The following is a 16,644-nucleotide window of genomic DNA, read 5'->3' as shown; positions in this document are numbered from 1 at the left end:
GATATTTCAAGATTTCTCATGAAGCTTTTAAAGCGCTATAACTACAAAAACATTATTATGCCTACGTTTATGGCTCTTTTTGTCATGCTTTCTATGACATGGCTAATCCAAAGCTTGCGCTTCCTTGATTTCATGATTAACCGCGGCTTAGAGATGAAGACATTCCTTTATATTACCGTGTTAATTATGCCGCAGTTTCTTGTGATTGTATTGCCTCTCAGCGTATTTGCTGGGGCCAGCTACAACTTCCGCCGTATGAATGATGAGCGCGAAAGCCTCATCTGCCTGTGTTCAGGCTTATCTCGTCTTAAACTTGTTGGCCCTGCCATTAAGCTTGCTGGCTTTATTGTCATTATTGGCTACATTTTAAGTCTCTTCCTGCAGCCACTTGGGCAGCGAACCTTTAAAGACCTCCAGCACCTGATTCGTTCTACAGGTGGTAACCTTCTTATTCGTGAAGGCACATTTAATCAGCTAAATAGTGACCTTATGGTTTATGTAAAAGCACGACCAGCACCAACACGCCTTGAAGGAATTCTTGTACAAGATAACAGTAATGAAGGCGCGCCAATCACGTGGATGGCGCAATCAGGTGAAGTATCTTTTGATTCTGAAGGCCGCCCTCGCCTAAGGCTCCAGTATGGGTCTCGCCAAGAAATTAATGACAAGCAGCTTTCTACATTGAGCTTTGACTCTCACACCATTGATATTGTGAAGCAGTTCACACCAAAAGGTCCACGCTATAGAAAGCCTGATGAGCGTTACCTCCCAGAACTCCTAAACCTCGAGTCAGCGAACAGCGAAAAAGACCGTAACAAGTTTATTGCTGAAGCGCACAAGCGTTTACTATGGCCACTTACACCAATTCCAATGGTCCTTATTGCGGCAGCCTGCCTGCTTAAAAACATGCATAACCGCCAAGCCACACTTCTTGGACCGGGCATGATCGCAACGCTATTCTCAGTACTGTATATTGGGCTCCTTATTGCTACAAACACGCTTGCAAGCGGTGGTAACCAAGCGGCACTCTACGGCCAATGGGCTCTGCCATTTGTGTTTACGTATTTTGCGCTCAGGTCGCTAAGAGAAAAATCCCTTAAAGGAAAGACACTGAAGCCATGACCGAAATGTTTGCCCCATCAGAAGCACGCTACAGCGGTAGTATTCTTTTACGCTACCTGTCTAAGCGTTTCTTTGTGAGCATTCTTTTGAGTGTGATGGCAATGACAACCTTTGTTGCCATGATTGACGGCCTTGAAATGATGCGTCGCTTTGGTGGTGTTGATACCATTAATGGCTTTTACATTGTGCTGCTCATGCTTTACAAGCTTCCTGCTCTTATGTTGGAAGTGTTCCCGTTTTGTATTCTGCTGGCCAGCTTGATTTGTTTTTCAGGCCTTGCAAAGTCTCATGAACTGATTGCCATTCGTAGCAGCGGTGTCCCAGCAAGGCACTTTCTACTTGGTCCGCTGATGCTCTGCCTTATGCTTGGCCTGCTTGATGTATTTGCCATTGGCCCAGCAGGCGCACTCCTCAACGATAAATACCAACGTGCTGAGAATACACTCTTCCCCGGCAGTGCTGAAGGCCTCCTCACTGAAGGCGGTAGCATTTGGTTAAAGCAGAGTGAAAAAGAGCGCTATGAAATGCTGATCTATGCTGAAAAGCTAGAAAACCTTGGCCGTAACCTACATGGCGTCAGTGTTTTCCGCTTTGCCCCTGATGGCCGTTTTATTCGTCGTATGGACGCGGAAAAGATGATCCTTGAAGGCCACCGCTGGGAAATGGAAAACGTCATTATGCTTGAGCCTGATAAGCCAAGCGAGCGCCTGAACCGTTTTGTGTTGCCAACAAGCCTCACTTTGGAAACAATTCAGAATAGTTTTGCCTCACCAGACTCGCTCAGCATTTACTCACTTCCTGAGTTTATTCGCAGTCTAAAGGCTGTTGGTTTCCCATCAGAAGAGCACCAGTTGCATTTCTATAAGCTGCTGGCTAAACCTGCCTTTATTATGGCAATGTTCCTGCTTGGAATCCCCTTTGCGCTTCACTTTTCACGCCAGCGTGGTGTGGGAACAATGGTCCTTATTGGTCTTGTATTTGGCTTCTGCTTTTACTTCTTTAGTAACTTTGTTGGGGCGTACAGTTTGTCGGGTCGCCTGAACCTTGTGGTTGCCGCATGGGCCCCTGCCGGCATTGCGATACTTTTAGCACTTGCATTGTTCCTGCATTATCGGGAAGAATAGTGGGTACAAATTTTTAAGAATTTATAGCGATAAAAAAAACAATAAAAACCTGAATGAACCTATTACGCTCAATTCATACTCTCACTCTTGCTGCTGGTATTTCAGCAGGTGCTTTCGCGACGTCACACGCTGCCGTGACCCCATACCTATTTGACTCTGAAGATATTAGCTTTAACGCTAAAACAGGTGTTGTAACAGCAGAAGGCAACGTAAAGATTACCGCTGAGCAAGGTTCTGTTTGGGCTGATCGTATGACCTATGACAGCGCAACAGGCATCACAACAGCTGAAGGCAACGTAACACTTGTTGACTCTAACAAGACCGCCCTCTTCTTTGACAAAATTGAGCTGAGTGATGATTTCAATTTTATTGTTCTAGATAGTATTAAAGCACGCCTTGGTGAAGACGGCCCTGTGTTTGCGGCTATGCAAGCCACACGTGAGAACGGTACAACTTACCGCCTTTCTGATCTGGCTTACACACCATGTAAACTTTGCGATGAGCACAACCCAGTTTGGCAAATTCGCGCAGGTGAAGTGAAGTATGACGCGCAAGAGCAAATGATGTCATACAGCAAAATGTACTTTGATGTGTACGGTACACCTGTCTTCTACCTTCCTTACATGACACACAGCGTGAATAACAAACCTATTAGCGGCATGCTGCCTCCAACATTTGGAAGCTCTAGCGTTACAGGTCAAGAAATCACTCTTTCTTACTACCAACGCTTTGCTGAAAACTTTGATGCCACAATCCGTAACCGCTACATGACAGAGCGCGGCAACATGCTGATTGGTCAAACACGTTACATTGGCCGTAAGGTTCATGCCATTGTAGACGGCTCTATTATTTCAGACACAAACACAAGTGAAGTACGCTCTCACGCAGAAGTTAAAGCAGTTTATCGCCCACGCCAAGGCATGCGTGTTGGTGTAAACGGTACTCTTATTTCTGATGATAGCTACCTTGACGAGTTCTTTGGTCGTACACCAAACTTTGCACCATTTACAGGCTTTGTAGAGCAAGGTACTGAAGATACTTATGCTGCGATTTATGGCCGCTACTACCACGACCTTCGTGACGGTATTGCCCCAGAAACAACGCCTCAAGTGGCACCTCGCCTAATCTTTGAGCATGTTATGGACGCACCTAAGTCAATTGGTGGTGAATTTAAGTTTAATGTAGATGGCGTTTCTCTAAGCCGTGAGCTTGGCTACAGCCATGACCGCCTAGCAACCCAAGCAAGCTACAGCAAACCATTTACAAGCAAGTACGGTGACCAGTTCACACTTGGCGCTAACGTACGTGCTGACTACTACAATATTGATACAGCAAATAGCGCACAGGATGGCGCCGAGTCACGTGTACATGGCCAAGCCACACTTGACTGGTCTCGCCCGTATGTAAACGCTTCATCAGGGCATATCATTACACCCCGTATTAAGTTGATGCTTTCACCTGTTGGCAACAATCCGAATGAAATTAACAACGAAGACGGTACCGGTTTTGAGCTTGATAGTAGCAACCTCTTCTCTGATGACCGCTTTGCTGGTTACGATGTGATTGAAAGTGGCTCACGCGTTGTTTACGGTGTAGATAACAAATGGGGTACACCAGATAAAATTGGTATCCGTACATTCTTTGGTCAGAGTATTCGTTTTGATAAACACCACGAGACAACAACAACTGGTGGTACTGAGACCCAAACATCTGACTGGGTTGCACTTGCTGAAATTGACCCAACACGTTACCTCAGCGCACGTACAGACATGCGTCTAGACCATGGCACATTTGAGATCCGTCGTATTGATAGTAACCTGCGCCTTGGTGCTCTGGGCAATAACTACATTTCTGTACGTCACTCTCTTCTTGATGGTGGTGAGCATGAAGTAAGCGGTAACGCCTACTACCAACTTGCTGACAACTGGGGGCTTGAGTGGGCCTTTAACCGTGACATGAACGACGGTGGTAAGCTTCTTAAGAATGACATCGGTCTGGTTTACCAACACAACTGCTTCAATGCAACGTTCAGCGTTAACCGTCGCGGGTATAATAACCGTAGCGCTCCAGCTGCAACAGAGTTCACATTTAACGTAGAACTTCTCACTCTTGGGCGCGACAGCAAAGTAGATGTTGATCAGCTCTTCTAATTCTTGATTCTTTAGACGTTTTTAGGCATTATATCGCCTGAAGAGGAAAGGATTTACTATGCGCAAACTATTTACCCTACTACTTGGTGCTTCAATGCTCCTGATTTCAGCAGCTTCTGAGGCCAAAACAGTAGATAAAGTTGTGGCAGTTATTAACGATAATATCATTACACAATCAGATCTAAACGCGCGCTTTGAGCTTATTATGCGTAGCCTTTCTAAAAACCCATCACGTGATGAGCAACGCCTCCTTCTCTTCCGTACACTCAACAGCATGATTGATGAAAGCCTTCTGCAGCAATACGCTTCTAACCGTGGCTTCACAATTCAACGCTCAGATATTGACCTCGCTATTGCACGCTTTGAACAAAGCCGTAACCTGCCACGTGGCGCATACGCTAAAATTACAGCAGGTGTAGAAGAAACAGCTGAACAACAAATTGTATCAGACCTTGTCCTCCAACAGATTATTGACCGCGTTCTTAGAAACCGCGTAAATATTCCAAACAGTGAAGTAGATCAGTTGATTCGTCAGCTTGGTGCAGCAAACATGCGCACTGAGTGGGAAGTTGCTCAAATCTTTATTCCTGTAGGTGAAGCTGAAGGCGCTGAAGACAATGCTAAGTCTCTTGCAGAAACAGCTTACGAACGCGCTTCAACAGAATCTGATTTTGCCTCAGTTGCTAAAGATTATAACACTGGCGGTACACCACTAGACGGCTACCTTGGTTGGTTTGGTGAAGGGGAAATGGTTCCAGTGCTAGAAGAAACAGTCAGAAACCTAAAAGCCGGTGAAGTGTCTAAACCTGTTCGTAGTGGTACAGGCTACCACATTGTACAAGTGAAAGAGCTTCGCTCACTTCCTGGTATCCAAACAGAGCCGGTAACAGAGTACAAACTTAAGAAAACATCACACCTAGAAGATGGCACAACAACTGAAGATGAGTTATGGGTGGCTGCTCCAGACCTGTCAACTCAGCTTAAAAATGTGATTACAAAACTAGACGTTGGTGACACAACGAAGAAAATTCAAAACGGTGAAGACATGGTGACTTACACACTTCTAGAGAAGAAGCGTGCCCTACCAGAAGGCCTAGAAGAGTACCGCGAGCGTGTACGTAACCGTCTTATGGAAAGCCGTCTAGACCTTGCAGTACGCCGCATGATGCGTGACCTACGCCGTGACGCTTTCATTGATATCCGCCTGTAAGCCTTCATAGATGACAGACACACCTAGAATCGACGCAAAGAAGTCCCTCGGGCAAAACTTCCTGCACGATAAATTCATCATCCAAAAGATTGTGGATGCCATTCGCGTAAACCGCGAAGAGACACCACTGATGGAAATTGGTCCTGGTACAGGTGCACTGACGAAACCTCTTCTTGAGTCTGGCGCGACCCTTCTCTCTCTTGAAAAAGACCACCGCATGGAAGACGTGCTTCGTCCGCTTGAAAGTCAGTACCCATTTACACTACACATGGGAGATGCGCTTAAGGACAAATACACTGATATGACTCCTGCCGGAAGCCAACTGGTTGGTAACCTACCTTACAACATTGGTACTGTGATTGTGACCAAAGCTCTGGAAACACCTGAGCATTGGGAGCGCATGGTATTCATGCTGCAAAAGGAAGTTGTTGGGCGTATCTGTGCCAAGCCTGGTGATAAGGACTGGGGCCGTCTTGCGCTCTATTGCCAACTGCGCGCAGATTGCAAGCGCCTGTTTGATGTACCGCGTGGTGCATTCAACCCACCACCAAAGATCACTTCTTCTATTGTTGAGATTGTGCCAAGAGAAACACTGCGCTATGAGTGCAATGTAAAACGCCTTGAAGAGCTCAGCGCTATGGCGTTCAACCAACGCCGCAAAATGCTACGCGCCAGCCTAAAGAGTGCATTTGATAATGTTGAGGACTCTCTAGAATCAGTAGGCATCAAACCAACTGACCGCCCAGAGACGGTCAGCTTAGAGCTATTCTGTAAACTCAGTCTTGTTTAGAAGTTTTCTTGGAAGCCGCCGTTGTAGTTTGCAGGTGCGCGGCTTGCACCCATCCAGTCACCCCATAGAGGAATTGTCGCATTCGGACGAATGTGCTGTGCGTAGTAACGGTGCCCAACACCAATGAGCTGACCATTAGCAAGAAATACAGGTTCGTATTTGTAGTCCCCTTCAAAGCCGCGGCATGGTGGTTCAATGTTAATTTGGTAGAACCATGCAGTCACTGTTCCGCCGTTTCTCATTTTAAAGTTACTTTGGCTTGCAGGTTTACCCATGCGTGAAAGCACATCAGCAGCTTCTTGCTCAGGATAAAGCCCTGCAATGTTTGCGTTATTCATAAACACAGTACGGAAGTGTTTAGGAGAACAGAAGTTACCAGAAACCTGGTTTGCTTCACCACCAAAAATACAGCCAGAAAGCGATACCGTTGCTAAAGCAACCGCCATCAGTTTTGCATAGTTCATGTTTCTATCCCCTCACCTTTACTAGTGCTTGTTGTAGTTCTTTAATTGCTGTTTCTAGGTCAGCATTTGTAATCACAATATCGTAATCATTTAAGTTAGAGCCGCGCATATCTGCATTGGCAAACATATAACCTTCTGTTTCTAAATTCAGAAGATCATCACGGATATGACCCAAGCGCCGCTGAATCGCCTCATCAGGTTCCATGCTGTTCTTTTGACGGTTCGCAAAGCGACGCTCAAGCTCTTCAATACTTGGCGGCAAAATAAGAATACGTGTGCAGCGATCGCTAAAGGCGTTATAAAGCGCTTCTACACCGCTGTAAGTAATATCAGTAATCAGGTCTTTCCCAGCATCTAAGCCTTCTTCAACAACACTTTTAAGTGTGCCGTAGTAATTTCCATAGTGGTGGCTCCACTCAAGAATATCACCCTCATCCATTCTAGCTTTAAATGAAGCTTCATCAAGGAAGTGGTAATCCACACCATCTACCTCACCAGCGCGAGGATCACGTGTTGTTGCTGTTGGGAAAAATGACAAAGTGTCTTCACGCTCAATAAGGGCGTGCATCAACGTGTCTTTACCCGCGCCACTTGGGCCGGTGATAGTGAACAGATGTCCTGATGGTTGCGTACTTGTCATACTTTCCAGTTTACGAGGAAACTGGCTATTTCGCACGACTTCTTAGGGCTTTAAGGTAGGCTTGAACATTTTTCTTATGCTCGTTGTGTGTTTTTGCAAACACATGTCCGCCCTTCCCGTCGGCCACAAAATAGATATATGGCACATCGGCAGGGTTTGCTGCTGCCATAATGGCACCACGGCCCGGGTTAGCAATAGGTGTTGGCGGAAGGCCTTTATGTACATAGGTGTTGTACGGGTGCGGGTTGCGTAGATCTTTTTTACGAATATCTCCGTCGTAATCTTCTAGGCCATAGATCACCGTTGGGTCAGCTTGCAACTTCATGTTAATTTTGAGCCTGTTGGTATAAACGCCTGAAACTGTTTCATATTCATGTGGAAGAGCTGTCTCTTTTTCAATGATAGATGCCAGCGTCACCATTTGATCTCGAGAAAGCAGCGGGCTTAATGGATCTACCTTTGCCCACGCCTCATCTACAACATTTTTCATATCGTATTGCATAGTGGTGATAAGACTTTTACGCGTTGTGCCAATTGAGAACGAGTATGTTTCTGGCAGAAGGCTTCCTTCAGGCACACCTTGTGGAAGCGGCCCTGTTAGACGCTCATCATTCTTGAGCTTTGTAAGAACTTCAGCAACTGTAAGACCTTCTGGAATCGTCAGTTTTTCAAGTGCAACATCGCCTTCAACCATTTTATGAATGGCAGCGCGCATGCCGTCTTCTGTTTCAAACACATAACGGCCCGCATGTAGCGCACCTGTTTGACGTGTCACACGAAGCCAGCCTTCAAAAATAAGCGGACTTGCAATCACACCTGCTTCATCAAGCTGCTTTGCGATAGACTTAACGCTTGATCCTTTTGGGATCAAAACCTCTACAGGCTCAGCGTAAGCATTAAATGTAAGAAGTGCACTTAGGAGAACAACACCAAAGCGCATATTATGACTCAACCTTAGTCAAGACTAGGCTAGCGTTTGTTCCGCCAAAGCCAAATGAGTTGTTCAATACAACATTCATGTCCATTGTGCGCGCCCCTTCTGTGATGTAATCTAGGTTACAGTCTTCAGATGGGTTCTCTAGGTTGATTGTTGGTGGCGCCATACCATCACGCATAGCAAGCAGACAGATTGCTGTTTCAATACCACCAGCCGCACCAAGTGTGTGGCCAATCATAGATTTTGTAGAACTTACGACAGCTTGCTTGCCAACAACGGCTTCAATCGCTCGAGACTCAATACCATCACCCATTGGTGTAGATGTACCGTGTGCGTTTGTGTAATCCACATCGCTACCCGTTAGGCCTGCATACTCAAGTGCAAGAGACATGGCACGTTTGGCACCGTCTCCGTCTTCAGCTGGAGATGTTAGGTGATAGGCATCACCTGTTTGCCCAAAGCCAGCCACTTCAGCGTAGATTGTTGCCCCACGTGCTTTAGCGTGTTCGTACTCTTCAAGTACAAGTACACCCGCACCTTCGGCAATCACAAAGCCGTCACGGTCTTTATCGTAAGGACGACTTGCCTTTTCAGGCTCATCGTTAAAGTTAGTCGAAAGCGCACGCGCTGAGCCAAAGCCAGCTACTGCACTTTTTGTGATACCAGCCTCGGCACCACCAGCCACCATAATGTCCGCTTCGCCACGCTTAATAATATGCATAGCATCCCCTACTGCGTGGGCACCTGTTGCACAGGCTGTTACCACACTGAGGTTTGGCCCCTTAAGGCCATAACGGATCGACACTTGGCCGCTTAGAAGGTTAATCAGCATTGATGGAATAAAGAACGGCGAAACACGGCGCGGACCACGCTCATTCAGGGTCAGCACCGTGCTTTCGATTTCATTAAATCCGCCAATACCACTTCCAAGAATCACACCAGCACGCAGTTTTTGCTCTTCAGTCAGCTCAGTTAGCCCCGCATCAGCCATCGCTTCTGCAGTTGCCACCATACCGTACTGAATAAACACATCTGTGCGCTTTACATCTTTTGCATCCATTGCCACCAAAGGATCAAAGTCCTTCACTTCTGCTGCAATCTTGCACGCATAGTCAGACGCATCAAACTTTGTGATTGGTCCAACTGAGCTTTCACCTGCAAGCAGGCTTTTCCATGTGCTTTCAGCATTAAGACCCGCAGGCGTTACCATGCCAAGGCCAGTAACAACAACGCGGCGGTTTTGTGGATTTTTCATATTAGAGGCTAGCTCCATAGTCATTTGATACAGCGTGGCTATGCAAAATGGCACAGCGTAGCGAACAAATTATGTTTATAAAAGGTTGTGTGGCAGGCTCCACAGAACCTTGCATAAACTGATTTGGGTGGTATTTTGAATGCCATCCTACGGACAGGAGTGAAAATAGCGAACTTTTCAGCTGCTCATCAGGAACGTAACTCCAGCTATGCTCCTTCTTCACATCTAAAAATTTCATCTATTTTTTCCTCCTGCGCTCGTAACCAATGATTATGGAGCTAGCCTTTGATTCCTGAAAGATTCTGTTAAAGGTTACGCAGCAGCTTTTTCTACGTACGCAACAGCGTCTTTAACAGTCATGATGTTTTCTGCATCACTGTCTGGAATTTCGATACCAAACTCTTCTTCCATAGCCATAACAAGCTCTACAGTGTCTAGAGAGTCGGCGCCAAGATCATCAATAAAGTTAGCAGCATCTGTTACTTTATCTTCTGCAACACCTAGGTTTTCTACAACTAGGTCCTTAACGCGTGCGTGGATATCACTCATTTTTATATAACTCCTTTAAAAATAATTTTAGCCCCCGATTAATGGAGGTCTGTGCCCATAATATAGTTCAAAGATTGAATTTATCAACCTAATAATTAAACGTACAACCCACCGTTGACGTGGAGCGTTGTGCCCGTCATGTAGCCAGCTGCGTCACTTGCAAGGAAACGCACCGCATTTGCAATGTCTTCCCCTGTACCAAACTTAGCCGCTGGAATATTTTTAATGAAGTTCGCTTTTACAGCGTCATCAAGCTTTTCTGTCATGTCTGTTTCAATAAAGCCTGGTGCCACACAGTTTACTGTTACACCACGACGCGCCATTTCTTTAGAAAGCGCTTTTGAGAAACCTGTCATCGCGGCTTTACTTGCCACATAGTTTGTTTGTGCATTGTTACCCATGTGCGCCACAACAGACGTCACGTTAATAATACGGCCCCAACGCTTTTTGCTCATTGCTGGCATGAAAAGTTTAGTGAGCTTAACAGCAGAGTTCAGGTTTACGTCGAGCACATTATCCCAAGCTTCATCGCTTTGGCGCATAAACAGACCGTCTTCTGTAATACCTGCGTTGTTAACAAGGATATCAACATCCCCGACGCGCTTAGCAAACTCTTCTAGACCAGCGATATCAGAAAGATCTGCACCAACGTAAGAGTGAGCATTGAGTTCTTCAGCAACTTTTTTGGCTGTTTCTTCACGGCTTGCACAGATGATGACACTTGCGCCTGCATCGATAAAGCTTTTGGCAATATCTTTACCGATACCACGGCTACTACCTGTAATAAGGGCTGTTTTTCCTGAGAGGTCTGCAAACTGCATTATATAAATCCTTGTCTTAGTTATCTACGCGAGACTCAAGCCATGTTTCAATATCATCTGGAGAGTTCAGCGTGGACGTGGTTATAACACCGTCTACGCGTTTTGCAAGTCCTGTGAGTACTTTTCCTGCACCACACTCTACCACTTCAGTTACACCATCAGAGGCAGCGTTAATCATTGTCTCTCTCCAACGTACACGGCCTGTCACCTGCTCAACCAGACCTTTTTCGAGGCTCAGTGTTGAAGCTGTCTTCTGTGCTGTCACGTTTTGGTAAACTGGCATATCAACCGGTGCAAACTGTACTTTTTGCAGAGCGGCTGCCATAACGTCAGCGGCAGGTTGCATCATTGGGCAGTGGAATGGCGCACTTACATTGAGGCGCACAATCTTTTTCGCGCCCTCTACCGCAAGCATGTTGCTCGCTTCATCAACAGATTCATTTGAACCAGAAATCACCACTTGAGATGGGCTGTTATCATTGGCAACAAAGCAGCCTGTTTTCTTCACAATGCTTTCAAGGTTGGCGTACTCCATACCAATAACAGCGGCCATAGCACCCTTACCTGCTGGTACAGCTTTTTGCATCGCTTCACCACGTGTACGCACCAGCCACAGGCCCTCTTTAAGAGTGAGTGTCCCTGCAGCACAAAGCGCCGTGTACTCACCGAGTGAGTGACCGGCAACAGCATTTGCAAATGAGTGGAGGTTAATTTTGTCTGTTCTCTTTTTAATGTATGTCGCAACAGCAACACCAGAGAGAAGAAGTGCTGGCTGAGTATTGGCTGTCTGGCCGAGTTCTTCAGCACTGCCCTCTTTCATCATTTTAGAAAGAGAAAAGCCTAAAAGGTCGTCTGCTTCTTCAAAAAGTTCCTTAGTATATTCGTGCTCCATAAAGCCTTCAGCCATACCAACATGCTGTGAACCTTGCCCTGGAAATACAAATAAAGTGTGGTGTTTTGCCATTTTTCTTACAACCCTATCTTGAAATCTTCATGAGACAATACCAAAGTATCCTGCGAAGCCAAAGCTAAAATATAAGAAAAACCCTTGCAATGTATGCATTTTGATGTATATTGGCGCCACCTTGCTACGCGTAGGTGCGTGGCTAATGTGAACAGCAATAACGCTTTTCACTTAACCCAAAAGGAGAAACAACACATGTCATTTTATGAACTTGTATTTATCGTTCGTCCAGATGTTGTAACAACTCAAGTTGATACTCTGGTAGACAAATTCAAAACAGTTATCACTGAAAAAGGCGGTTCTGTACCTAGCTTCGAAAACTGGGGCCTACGTACTCTTGCTTACCGCATCAAAAAACACCGTCGTGGTTACTACGTAATGCTTAACGTTGAAGCTAACGGTGACATCATCAACGAAGTTGAGCGTCAAATGCGCATCAACGAAGATATCATCCGCTTCCTAACTATTCGCGTTGAAGAGCTGAACGAAGGTCCATCAGTAATGATGTCTCCTAAAAACCGTCGCCGCTTCGATGACTCTGAAAAGTCAGACAAGAAAAGCGAAGAATCAGCTGCGTAAGCTAAACACGTAAAACGGAGAATTATACCCATGACTACTGAAACACAAAACACAGAAGCAACTGCTACTACTGAAGCACCAGCAACTGAGAAAAAAGACCGCGCTCCTAAGTACACACCTCGTCTACTTGGTAAGCCATTCTTCCAACGCAAAAAGAGCTGCCCATTCAGCGGCCCTCGCGCTCAGAAGATCGATTACAAAGACACACGCCTACTTGGCCGCTTTGTAACTGAGTACGGTAAGATCCTACCTTGCCACATTACTGGTGTTAGCCGCATTAAGCAGCGTGAACTTGCAGTCGCTATTAAGCGCTCTCGTCACCTCGCTCTCATGCCTTACAGCGACCGCTAAGAATTCTTCCGCCTCTTCTCTTAAGTGTTTAGAGGCGGAATTTTAAAACCAACCGTTTGCTACACAAATAGAACGTAGCTAACCAAAATAAAGGGACAGACAATGGCACAAGCAAAAGTCATTCTTCTAGAAAAACTTCACGGTCTTGGTGAGATTGGTGAAACAGTAACAGTAAAACCTGGTTTTGCTCGTAACTTCCTCATTCCACAAGGCAAGGCTCTTCCTGCTACTAAGCGCAACGTTGCTAAGTTTGAAAGCATGAAAGCTGAACTTGAAAAAGCTAACAAAGAAAAAGCTGCTGCTGCACAAGCAGTTGCTGACAAACTTGAAGGCGTTAAGGTTACTCTTGGCCGTCAAGCCTCTGAAGTTGGTACACTGTACGGTACAATCCGTCCACGTGACATCACTGAATCTGTTAAAGAACTTTCTGGCGTTGAGCTAGACAAGTCTACAGTGACATTCAAAGCGCCAATTAAAGAAGTTGGTGAGCACACTGCAACGATCACTCTTCACAGTGACGTTATCGTTAGCCTTCCACTAGAGGTTAACCGCGTAAGTGCATAAGTGATAATCACTTTTTAAAAAAGCCCTGCATGTGCAGGGCTTTTTATTTGCTACACAAAGAAACAGGGCCCGAAGGCCCTGTTTTGTTTTTTCGCTTATGCAGTTCAGCTTGTTGCGCTTTTGGCTTTTTCATCTGCCGGAGCAGCTTCCACAGCACCTTTGCGCTTTTGGCCTTCATTGTAGAACATTTTGCCAATGCTGGTCAGCAGCAGTGTTGCGCCCCAGAGAACCAGAGTCTCCACGGTCAGAGCGATGATTACGGCAACAAACAGCTGCCAAACACCTTCGCCCCCTTGATCAAACCATGTGTCATACAGACTGGCTTCATTCGGGACTTCAATGGCCGGCGGCTGATAGCCATCCAGCATCTCTTGCAGCTGAGCTTGCAGTTCATCGTTACCGAGAACCGTTGCAAGGTTGACAATTTCTTGACCTTTGCCCACCTTAAAGGCGGTAGAAGATACGCTGATTTCCGCAAAGAATTCACGCACCTGCTCTTCCAAAGTTTCCTTTGGAGCTTCCCAGTCAATATTGTCTACATCACGGCGCAGCCTTTCGGCCTTTGCAATGAACTCAGCTTCTGCTTGCTTCACAAGGCCAATCATCTCGCTCAGAGACTCAAGGCTTGCACGCGCACTGGCCATACCTTCCGAATCCACGTCTTCTGTCACCAGAATATTCAGATCAGGAAAGTCTTTCAGGCTTTTCAGCACAGCTTCTGCTTTGCTAATCACCGGCTGAATTTGCTGGTTTTTCACAAAGTTTTCTTCATCCTCTGAGAAAGTAGCTCCCAGAGGTGTTGCTTGTGCTTCACGCAGCAGGTCCAAGCGCTGAACAATCTCACCACGCACCAGTTCACACTGGGCACGATAGGTATTCAGCACATCAGCAGCTGTTGCATCCGCTTGCGTTGGCAGTTGCAGTGTCCGCAGATCATTCATGGCAATGCGCACGCCACCATTGATGGGTGACATCGGTGCCTGCAGCATACGTGCAAGAGCGCGATAGCGCGGGCCTTCACCGGCCTTGCCAGAGGCAGAGGTTACAGAACCACCGCTGCGTTCCGCTTCAGGAATCGCAGCAATGTTATCAATCACCGAAGTGAGCGTACCCGGCAAGTTACGGCAGCCATTGGCAGCGTCCCGTGCAGCAGTCAGGACAGATTGACGCAGGTTGGCCGCGCTTACATCTCCTGCAGTGAGGATTTGCATATACGGCTTGCGTGAGTCCAAGATGATCTTTTCTGCAGCAGCAAAAGGCGGACGGTAAGTTTCCATCGTACTGATGGCTTCCGTTGCTTCACGCTGAGACAGTTTCACCTGAAAGGTCTGACGTTGACCCTCACCAAACACCCCTGCCAGAAGCAGGAACAAGAACGATGAGGACAGCAGCAACAGAACAAGCACAGCCATTTTGCTGCTTTTGCCATTTACTGCGGCGGCCATAAAGTCAACCACCATCGCGGCTGCAGCCAGCACCCCAATGCCGTAAAGCACGTTTTGGAATCCAGCGGATTTATCAATCCCACTCTTGGCAAGGCCAAGTGTGTACAAGCCTTCAGAGGCAATGGACGGCACATAGTACACGTAGATGTACGATATGATGACCAGAATGCCTGCAGCAAGTGCAAGGTGAACAACTTGAAGCAAGCCAATGCCCGCTCCGCTCTGTTTGCGCTGCAAGAAGTTTTTGGCAGTCACCACTGCAATGCCTGCAAGGACATACGTCACAAACAGATCCACAGGGGTGAACGCACTCAGGTAGCCTGTTAGGCTGTAGAACAGCCAAACCACACCCGCCAAGAAGGCGAGTAGCACGCCATGCGCTGAGAAAAAGCTCGCGACTTTTTCCATAGGTTTAGAGGTATCCATAAAAGGTCTCCATGAGTTGAAAGCCCGTACTCAGGGCAATGATAAAAAGATACAGATAGTCTTAACCCACTACAGGTGGGAACGATCTGCTTGAAAATCAACCCTTTTAGAAAACATATTTAAGGGTTTTGGTTTGACTATCCCTTCCCCAAGAGATACAAAAAAAGAAATAGATATCATATCTTCCCTTTTTCTACGGAGATCGTCATACCATGGCGCTTTACTACACCCTCTTCCTTGGGTTTTTCGCTGCGGCTTTTGTGTATGCTCTATTAACAGAACATGACCACCGCCATGACCCTAAAGGTCGAATGATTGAAGGCATGCTCTTCCGCTTTTATCGCTTTGTTGGCATGCTCGGGCTTGCTGCTCTGTGCTTGAGTATTACGTTTGAACTGTCATGGCTTCAAGCTATTTGGCAAGTCCTTCTGCTACCAGCAGCGTTCTTTATTGGTGTTTACCTAGGCGATATCATCGCTTATGGCATATACCAAATTAAAGAATACCGTAAACCCAAATAAAGGAAACCATCATGTTTCTTCTACCTATCCTCATGGGCGCAGGTATCTTTTACCTCTTCGCCCTGACCATCCACTACACCAGTCATTCAGATAATAAAGCCTGGGGCATTGTTGTCTTCATGTTTTGGGCAAATGTCATTGGACTTATTGCCTCCATCATGTTTGCTGGTGCTGCCCTTGTCAGTCATATGTCTGGTATAAGTGCTGCGGACACCCTTTCCAGCATTGCAGGCTTGGTCTTTTTCACCTTTGTTGGCTTTCTTATCGCCTCTGGCGTGACGATTTACCGCGCCAACGACTGACGTCTGCACTTCTAAGGCTTAATCGAAAAAACCCTCACCTTTCTGGTGAGGGTTTTTGTTTGACAAAACTTTGCACATGTATACATTAACCCTATACATCATCTCATCTATTTCCGTTTCATAAGGAGAAACACATGGCGATCGCACTCATCATTGCGGCCCTGTTGTGCTTCACTGCTTCTGGTATTGGATGCCTTATGGCCCAAGGTAAAAAGCATGACGGCTCAACTGACGACTGTAAAATTACTGAAAAAGTAAACATCGGTATTTGTACCCTCGGTGCTGCCGCTGCCGTCACTGGTATGTTTTCTTTTGTCTTTGGCTTTATGACCATTGCAACCATTGCTCTGGTTCTGGCCACTCCCATGTTTATGCTGGCCAGCTACAAATGCGGCTATGCATTCATGATCACCCTTCTGCGCTAAAGGAG

19 protein-coding genes are annotated in these 16,644 nt (G+C 46.4%); 11 read left to right on the top strand and 8 right to left on the bottom strand.

Annotation, left to right across the window (positions count from 1 at the left end; translation table 11 throughout):
• The first annotated feature begins 18 nt into the window (after positions 1-18).
• Genes VX730_08660 through rsmA form a run of 5 tightly spaced genes read left to right on the top strand, consistent with a single transcriptional unit; the run spans position 19 to position 6,396 of the window.
• Positions 19-1,122, top strand: a complete 1,104-nt coding sequence (locus VX730_08660) for an LptF/LptG family permease (protein MEC9292459.1) — start codon at positions 19-21, stop codon at positions 1,120-1,122.
• Entirely contained in the window at positions 1,119-2,246 is a 1,128-nt protein-coding gene (gene lptG, locus VX730_08655; protein MEC9292458.1) for an LPS export ABC transporter permease LptG, read from the top strand. The genes VX730_08660 and lptG overlap by 4 nt, the downstream gene beginning before the upstream one ends.
• Positions 2,247-2,299: 53 nt before the next feature.
• On the top strand, positions 2,300-4,396 hold the full coding sequence (gene lptD, locus VX730_08650) for an LPS assembly protein LptD (protein MEC9292457.1): 2,097 nt from the start codon (positions 2,300-2,302) through the stop codon (positions 4,394-4,396).
• 58 nt (positions 4,397-4,454) lie between these two features.
• Positions 4,455-5,606 carry a peptidylprolyl isomerase gene (locus tag VX730_08645; GenBank protein ID MEC9292456.1) on the top strand — a complete coding sequence of 384 codons (1,152 nt, stop codon included), beginning with the start codon at positions 4,455-4,457 and terminating at the stop codon, positions 5,604-5,606.
• 10 nt (positions 5,607-5,616) lie between these two features.
• Entirely contained in the window at positions 5,617-6,396 is a 780-nt protein-coding gene (rsmA, locus tag VX730_08640) for a 16S rRNA (adenine(1518)-N(6)/adenine(1519)-N(6))-dimethyltransferase RsmA (protein ID MEC9292455.1), read from the top strand.
• On the opposite strand, the gene VX730_08635 is transcribed toward rsmA, so the two are convergent.
• The 7 genes from VX730_08635 to fabD form a co-directional block, all read right to left on the bottom strand.
• The gene (locus VX730_08635) at positions 6,393-6,860 is read right to left on the bottom strand and encodes a hypothetical protein (protein MEC9292454.1); all 468 of its coding nucleotides are present in this window, start codon (positions 6,858-6,860) and stop codon (positions 6,393-6,395) included. The genes rsmA and VX730_08635 overlap by 4 nt on opposite strands.
• Before the next feature lie 4 nt (positions 6,861-6,864).
• Positions 6,865-7,500 (bottom strand): AAA family ATPase, encoded by a 636-nt coding sequence (locus VX730_08630; GenBank protein ID MEC9292453.1) that lies wholly within the window; start codon positions 7,498-7,500, stop codon positions 6,865-6,867.
• Between the two features lie 25 nt (positions 7,501-7,525).
• The gene (mltG, locus tag VX730_08625) at positions 7,526-8,440 is read right to left on the bottom strand and encodes an endolytic transglycosylase MltG (protein ID MEC9292452.1); all 915 of its coding nucleotides are present in this window, start codon (positions 8,438-8,440) and stop codon (positions 7,526-7,528) included.
• A gap of 1 nt (position 8,441) precedes the next feature.
• A complete protein-coding gene (fabF, locus tag VX730_08620) occupies positions 8,442-9,692 on the bottom strand; it encodes a beta-ketoacyl-ACP synthase II (GenBank protein MEC9292451.1) in 1,251 nt (416 codons plus the stop codon).
• A 312-nt stretch (positions 9,693-10,004) separates the two neighbouring features.
• Positions 10,005-10,241, bottom strand: coding sequence for an acyl carrier protein (locus VX730_08615; protein MEC9292450.1), 237 nt, complete (start codon positions 10,239-10,241; stop codon positions 10,005-10,007).
• A gap of 95 nt (positions 10,242-10,336) precedes the next feature.
• Positions 10,337-11,062, bottom strand: a complete 726-nt coding sequence (gene fabG / locus VX730_08610; GenBank protein MEC9292449.1) for a 3-oxoacyl-ACP reductase FabG — start codon at positions 11,060-11,062, stop codon at positions 10,337-10,339.
• 16 nt (positions 11,063-11,078) lie between these two features.
• Entirely contained in the window at positions 11,079-12,026 is a 948-nt protein-coding gene (gene fabD / locus VX730_08605; protein MEC9292448.1) for an ACP S-malonyltransferase, read from the bottom strand.
• 195 nt (positions 12,027-12,221) lie between these two features.
• On the opposite strand from fabD, the gene rpsF reads away from it, so the two are divergent.
• The 3 genes from rpsF to rplI all read left to right on the top strand — a co-directional run bounded on the left by rpsF (position 12,222) and on the right by rplI (position 13,520).
• Positions 12,222-12,605: a 30S ribosomal protein S6 gene (gene rpsF / locus VX730_08600; protein MEC9292447.1), complete on the top strand. Its 384-nt coding sequence runs from the start codon at positions 12,222-12,224 to the stop codon at positions 12,603-12,605.
• A gap of 30 nt (positions 12,606-12,635) precedes the next feature.
• The gene (gene rpsR, locus VX730_08595; GenBank protein MEC9292446.1) at positions 12,636-12,956 is read left to right on the top strand and encodes a 30S ribosomal protein S18; all 321 of its coding nucleotides are present in this window, start codon (positions 12,636-12,638) and stop codon (positions 12,954-12,956) included.
• 102 nt (positions 12,957-13,058) lie between these two features.
• Positions 13,059-13,520, top strand: a complete 462-nt coding sequence (rplI, locus tag VX730_08590; GenBank protein ID MEC9292445.1) for a 50S ribosomal protein L9 — start codon at positions 13,059-13,061, stop codon at positions 13,518-13,520.
• 104 nt (positions 13,521-13,624) lie between these two features.
• Here the strand turns inward: rplI and VX730_08585 are convergent, their stop codons facing one another.
• On the bottom strand, positions 13,625-15,391 hold the full coding sequence (locus tag VX730_08585; protein MEC9292444.1) for a hypothetical protein: 1,767 nt from the start codon (positions 15,389-15,391) through the stop codon (positions 13,625-13,627).
• Positions 15,392-15,603: 212 nt separating this feature from the next.
• Here VX730_08585 and VX730_08580 point away from each other — a divergent pair, with 212 nt between their 5' ends.
• From VX730_08580 to VX730_08570, 3 genes are all read left to right on the top strand, one after another.
• The gene (locus VX730_08580; protein ID MEC9292443.1) at positions 15,604-15,912 is read left to right on the top strand and encodes a hypothetical protein; all 309 of its coding nucleotides are present in this window, start codon (positions 15,604-15,606) and stop codon (positions 15,910-15,912) included.
• A gap of 11 nt (positions 15,913-15,923) precedes the next feature.
• Positions 15,924-16,214, top strand: coding sequence for a hypothetical protein (locus VX730_08575; protein MEC9292442.1), 291 nt, complete (start codon positions 15,924-15,926; stop codon positions 16,212-16,214).
• Between the two features lie 134 nt (positions 16,215-16,348).
• Positions 16,349-16,639 (top strand): hypothetical protein, encoded by a 291-nt coding sequence (locus VX730_08570; GenBank protein MEC9292441.1) that lies wholly within the window; start codon positions 16,349-16,351, stop codon positions 16,637-16,639.
• Positions 16,640-16,644: the final 5 nt, after the last annotated feature.

Source organism: Pseudomonadota bacterium (genome assembly GCA_036141575.1).
Taxonomy (GTDB): Bacteria; Pseudomonadota; Alphaproteobacteria; order UBA2136; family JAPKEQ01; genus JAPKEQ01.
The sequence above is the reverse complement of the archived record's forward strand: the minus strand, read 5'-3'. Positions and strand labels throughout refer to the sequence as shown.

Coding starts and splice junctions, on each gene's coding strand:
- VX730_08660 (MEC9292459.1), top strand. CDS start 19: ATGAAGCTTTTAAAGCGCTATAACTACAAAAACATTATTATGCCTACG.
- lptG (MEC9292458.1), top strand. CDS start 1,119: ATGACCGAAATGTTTGCCCCATCAGAAGCACGCTACAGCGGTAGTATT.
- lptD (MEC9292457.1), top strand. CDS start 2,300: ATGAACCTATTACGCTCAATTCATACTCTCACTCTTGCTGCTGGTATT.
- VX730_08645 (MEC9292456.1), top strand. CDS start 4,455: ATGCGCAAACTATTTACCCTACTACTTGGTGCTTCAATGCTCCTGATT.
- rsmA (MEC9292455.1), top strand. CDS start 5,617: ATGACAGACACACCTAGAATCGACGCAAAGAAGTCCCTCGGGCAAAAC.
- VX730_08635 (MEC9292454.1), bottom strand. CDS start 6,860: ATGAACTATGCAAAACTGATGGCGGTTGCTTTAGCAACGGTATCGCTT.
- VX730_08630 (MEC9292453.1), bottom strand. CDS start 7,500: ATGACAAGTACGCAACCATCAGGACATCTGTTCACTATCACCGGCCCA.
- mltG (MEC9292452.1), bottom strand. CDS start 8,440: ATGCGCTTTGGTGTTGTTCTCCTAAGTGCACTTCTTACATTTAATGCT.
- fabF (MEC9292451.1), bottom strand. CDS start 9,692: ATGAAAAATCCACAAAACCGCCGCGTTGTTGTTACTGGCCTTGGCATG.
- VX730_08615 (MEC9292450.1), bottom strand. CDS start 10,241: ATGAGTGATATCCACGCACGCGTTAAGGACCTAGTTGTAGAAAACCTA.
- fabG (MEC9292449.1), bottom strand. CDS start 11,062: ATGCAGTTTGCAGACCTCTCAGGAAAAACAGCCCTTATTACAGGTAGT.
- fabD (MEC9292448.1), bottom strand. CDS start 12,026: ATGGCAAAACACCACACTTTATTTGTATTTCCAGGGCAAGGTTCACAG.
- rpsF (MEC9292447.1), top strand. CDS start 12,222: ATGTCATTTTATGAACTTGTATTTATCGTTCGTCCAGATGTTGTAACA.
- rpsR (MEC9292446.1), top strand. CDS start 12,636: ATGACTACTGAAACACAAAACACAGAAGCAACTGCTACTACTGAAGCA.
- rplI (MEC9292445.1), top strand. CDS start 13,059: ATGGCACAAGCAAAAGTCATTCTTCTAGAAAAACTTCACGGTCTTGGT.
- VX730_08585 (MEC9292444.1), bottom strand. CDS start 15,391: ATGGATACCTCTAAACCTATGGAAAAAGTCGCGAGCTTTTTCTCAGCG.
- VX730_08580 (MEC9292443.1), top strand. CDS start 15,604: ATGGCGCTTTACTACACCCTCTTCCTTGGGTTTTTCGCTGCGGCTTTT.
- VX730_08575 (MEC9292442.1), top strand. CDS start 15,924: ATGTTTCTTCTACCTATCCTCATGGGCGCAGGTATCTTTTACCTCTTC.
- VX730_08570 (MEC9292441.1), top strand. CDS start 16,349: ATGGCGATCGCACTCATCATTGCGGCCCTGTTGTGCTTCACTGCTTCT.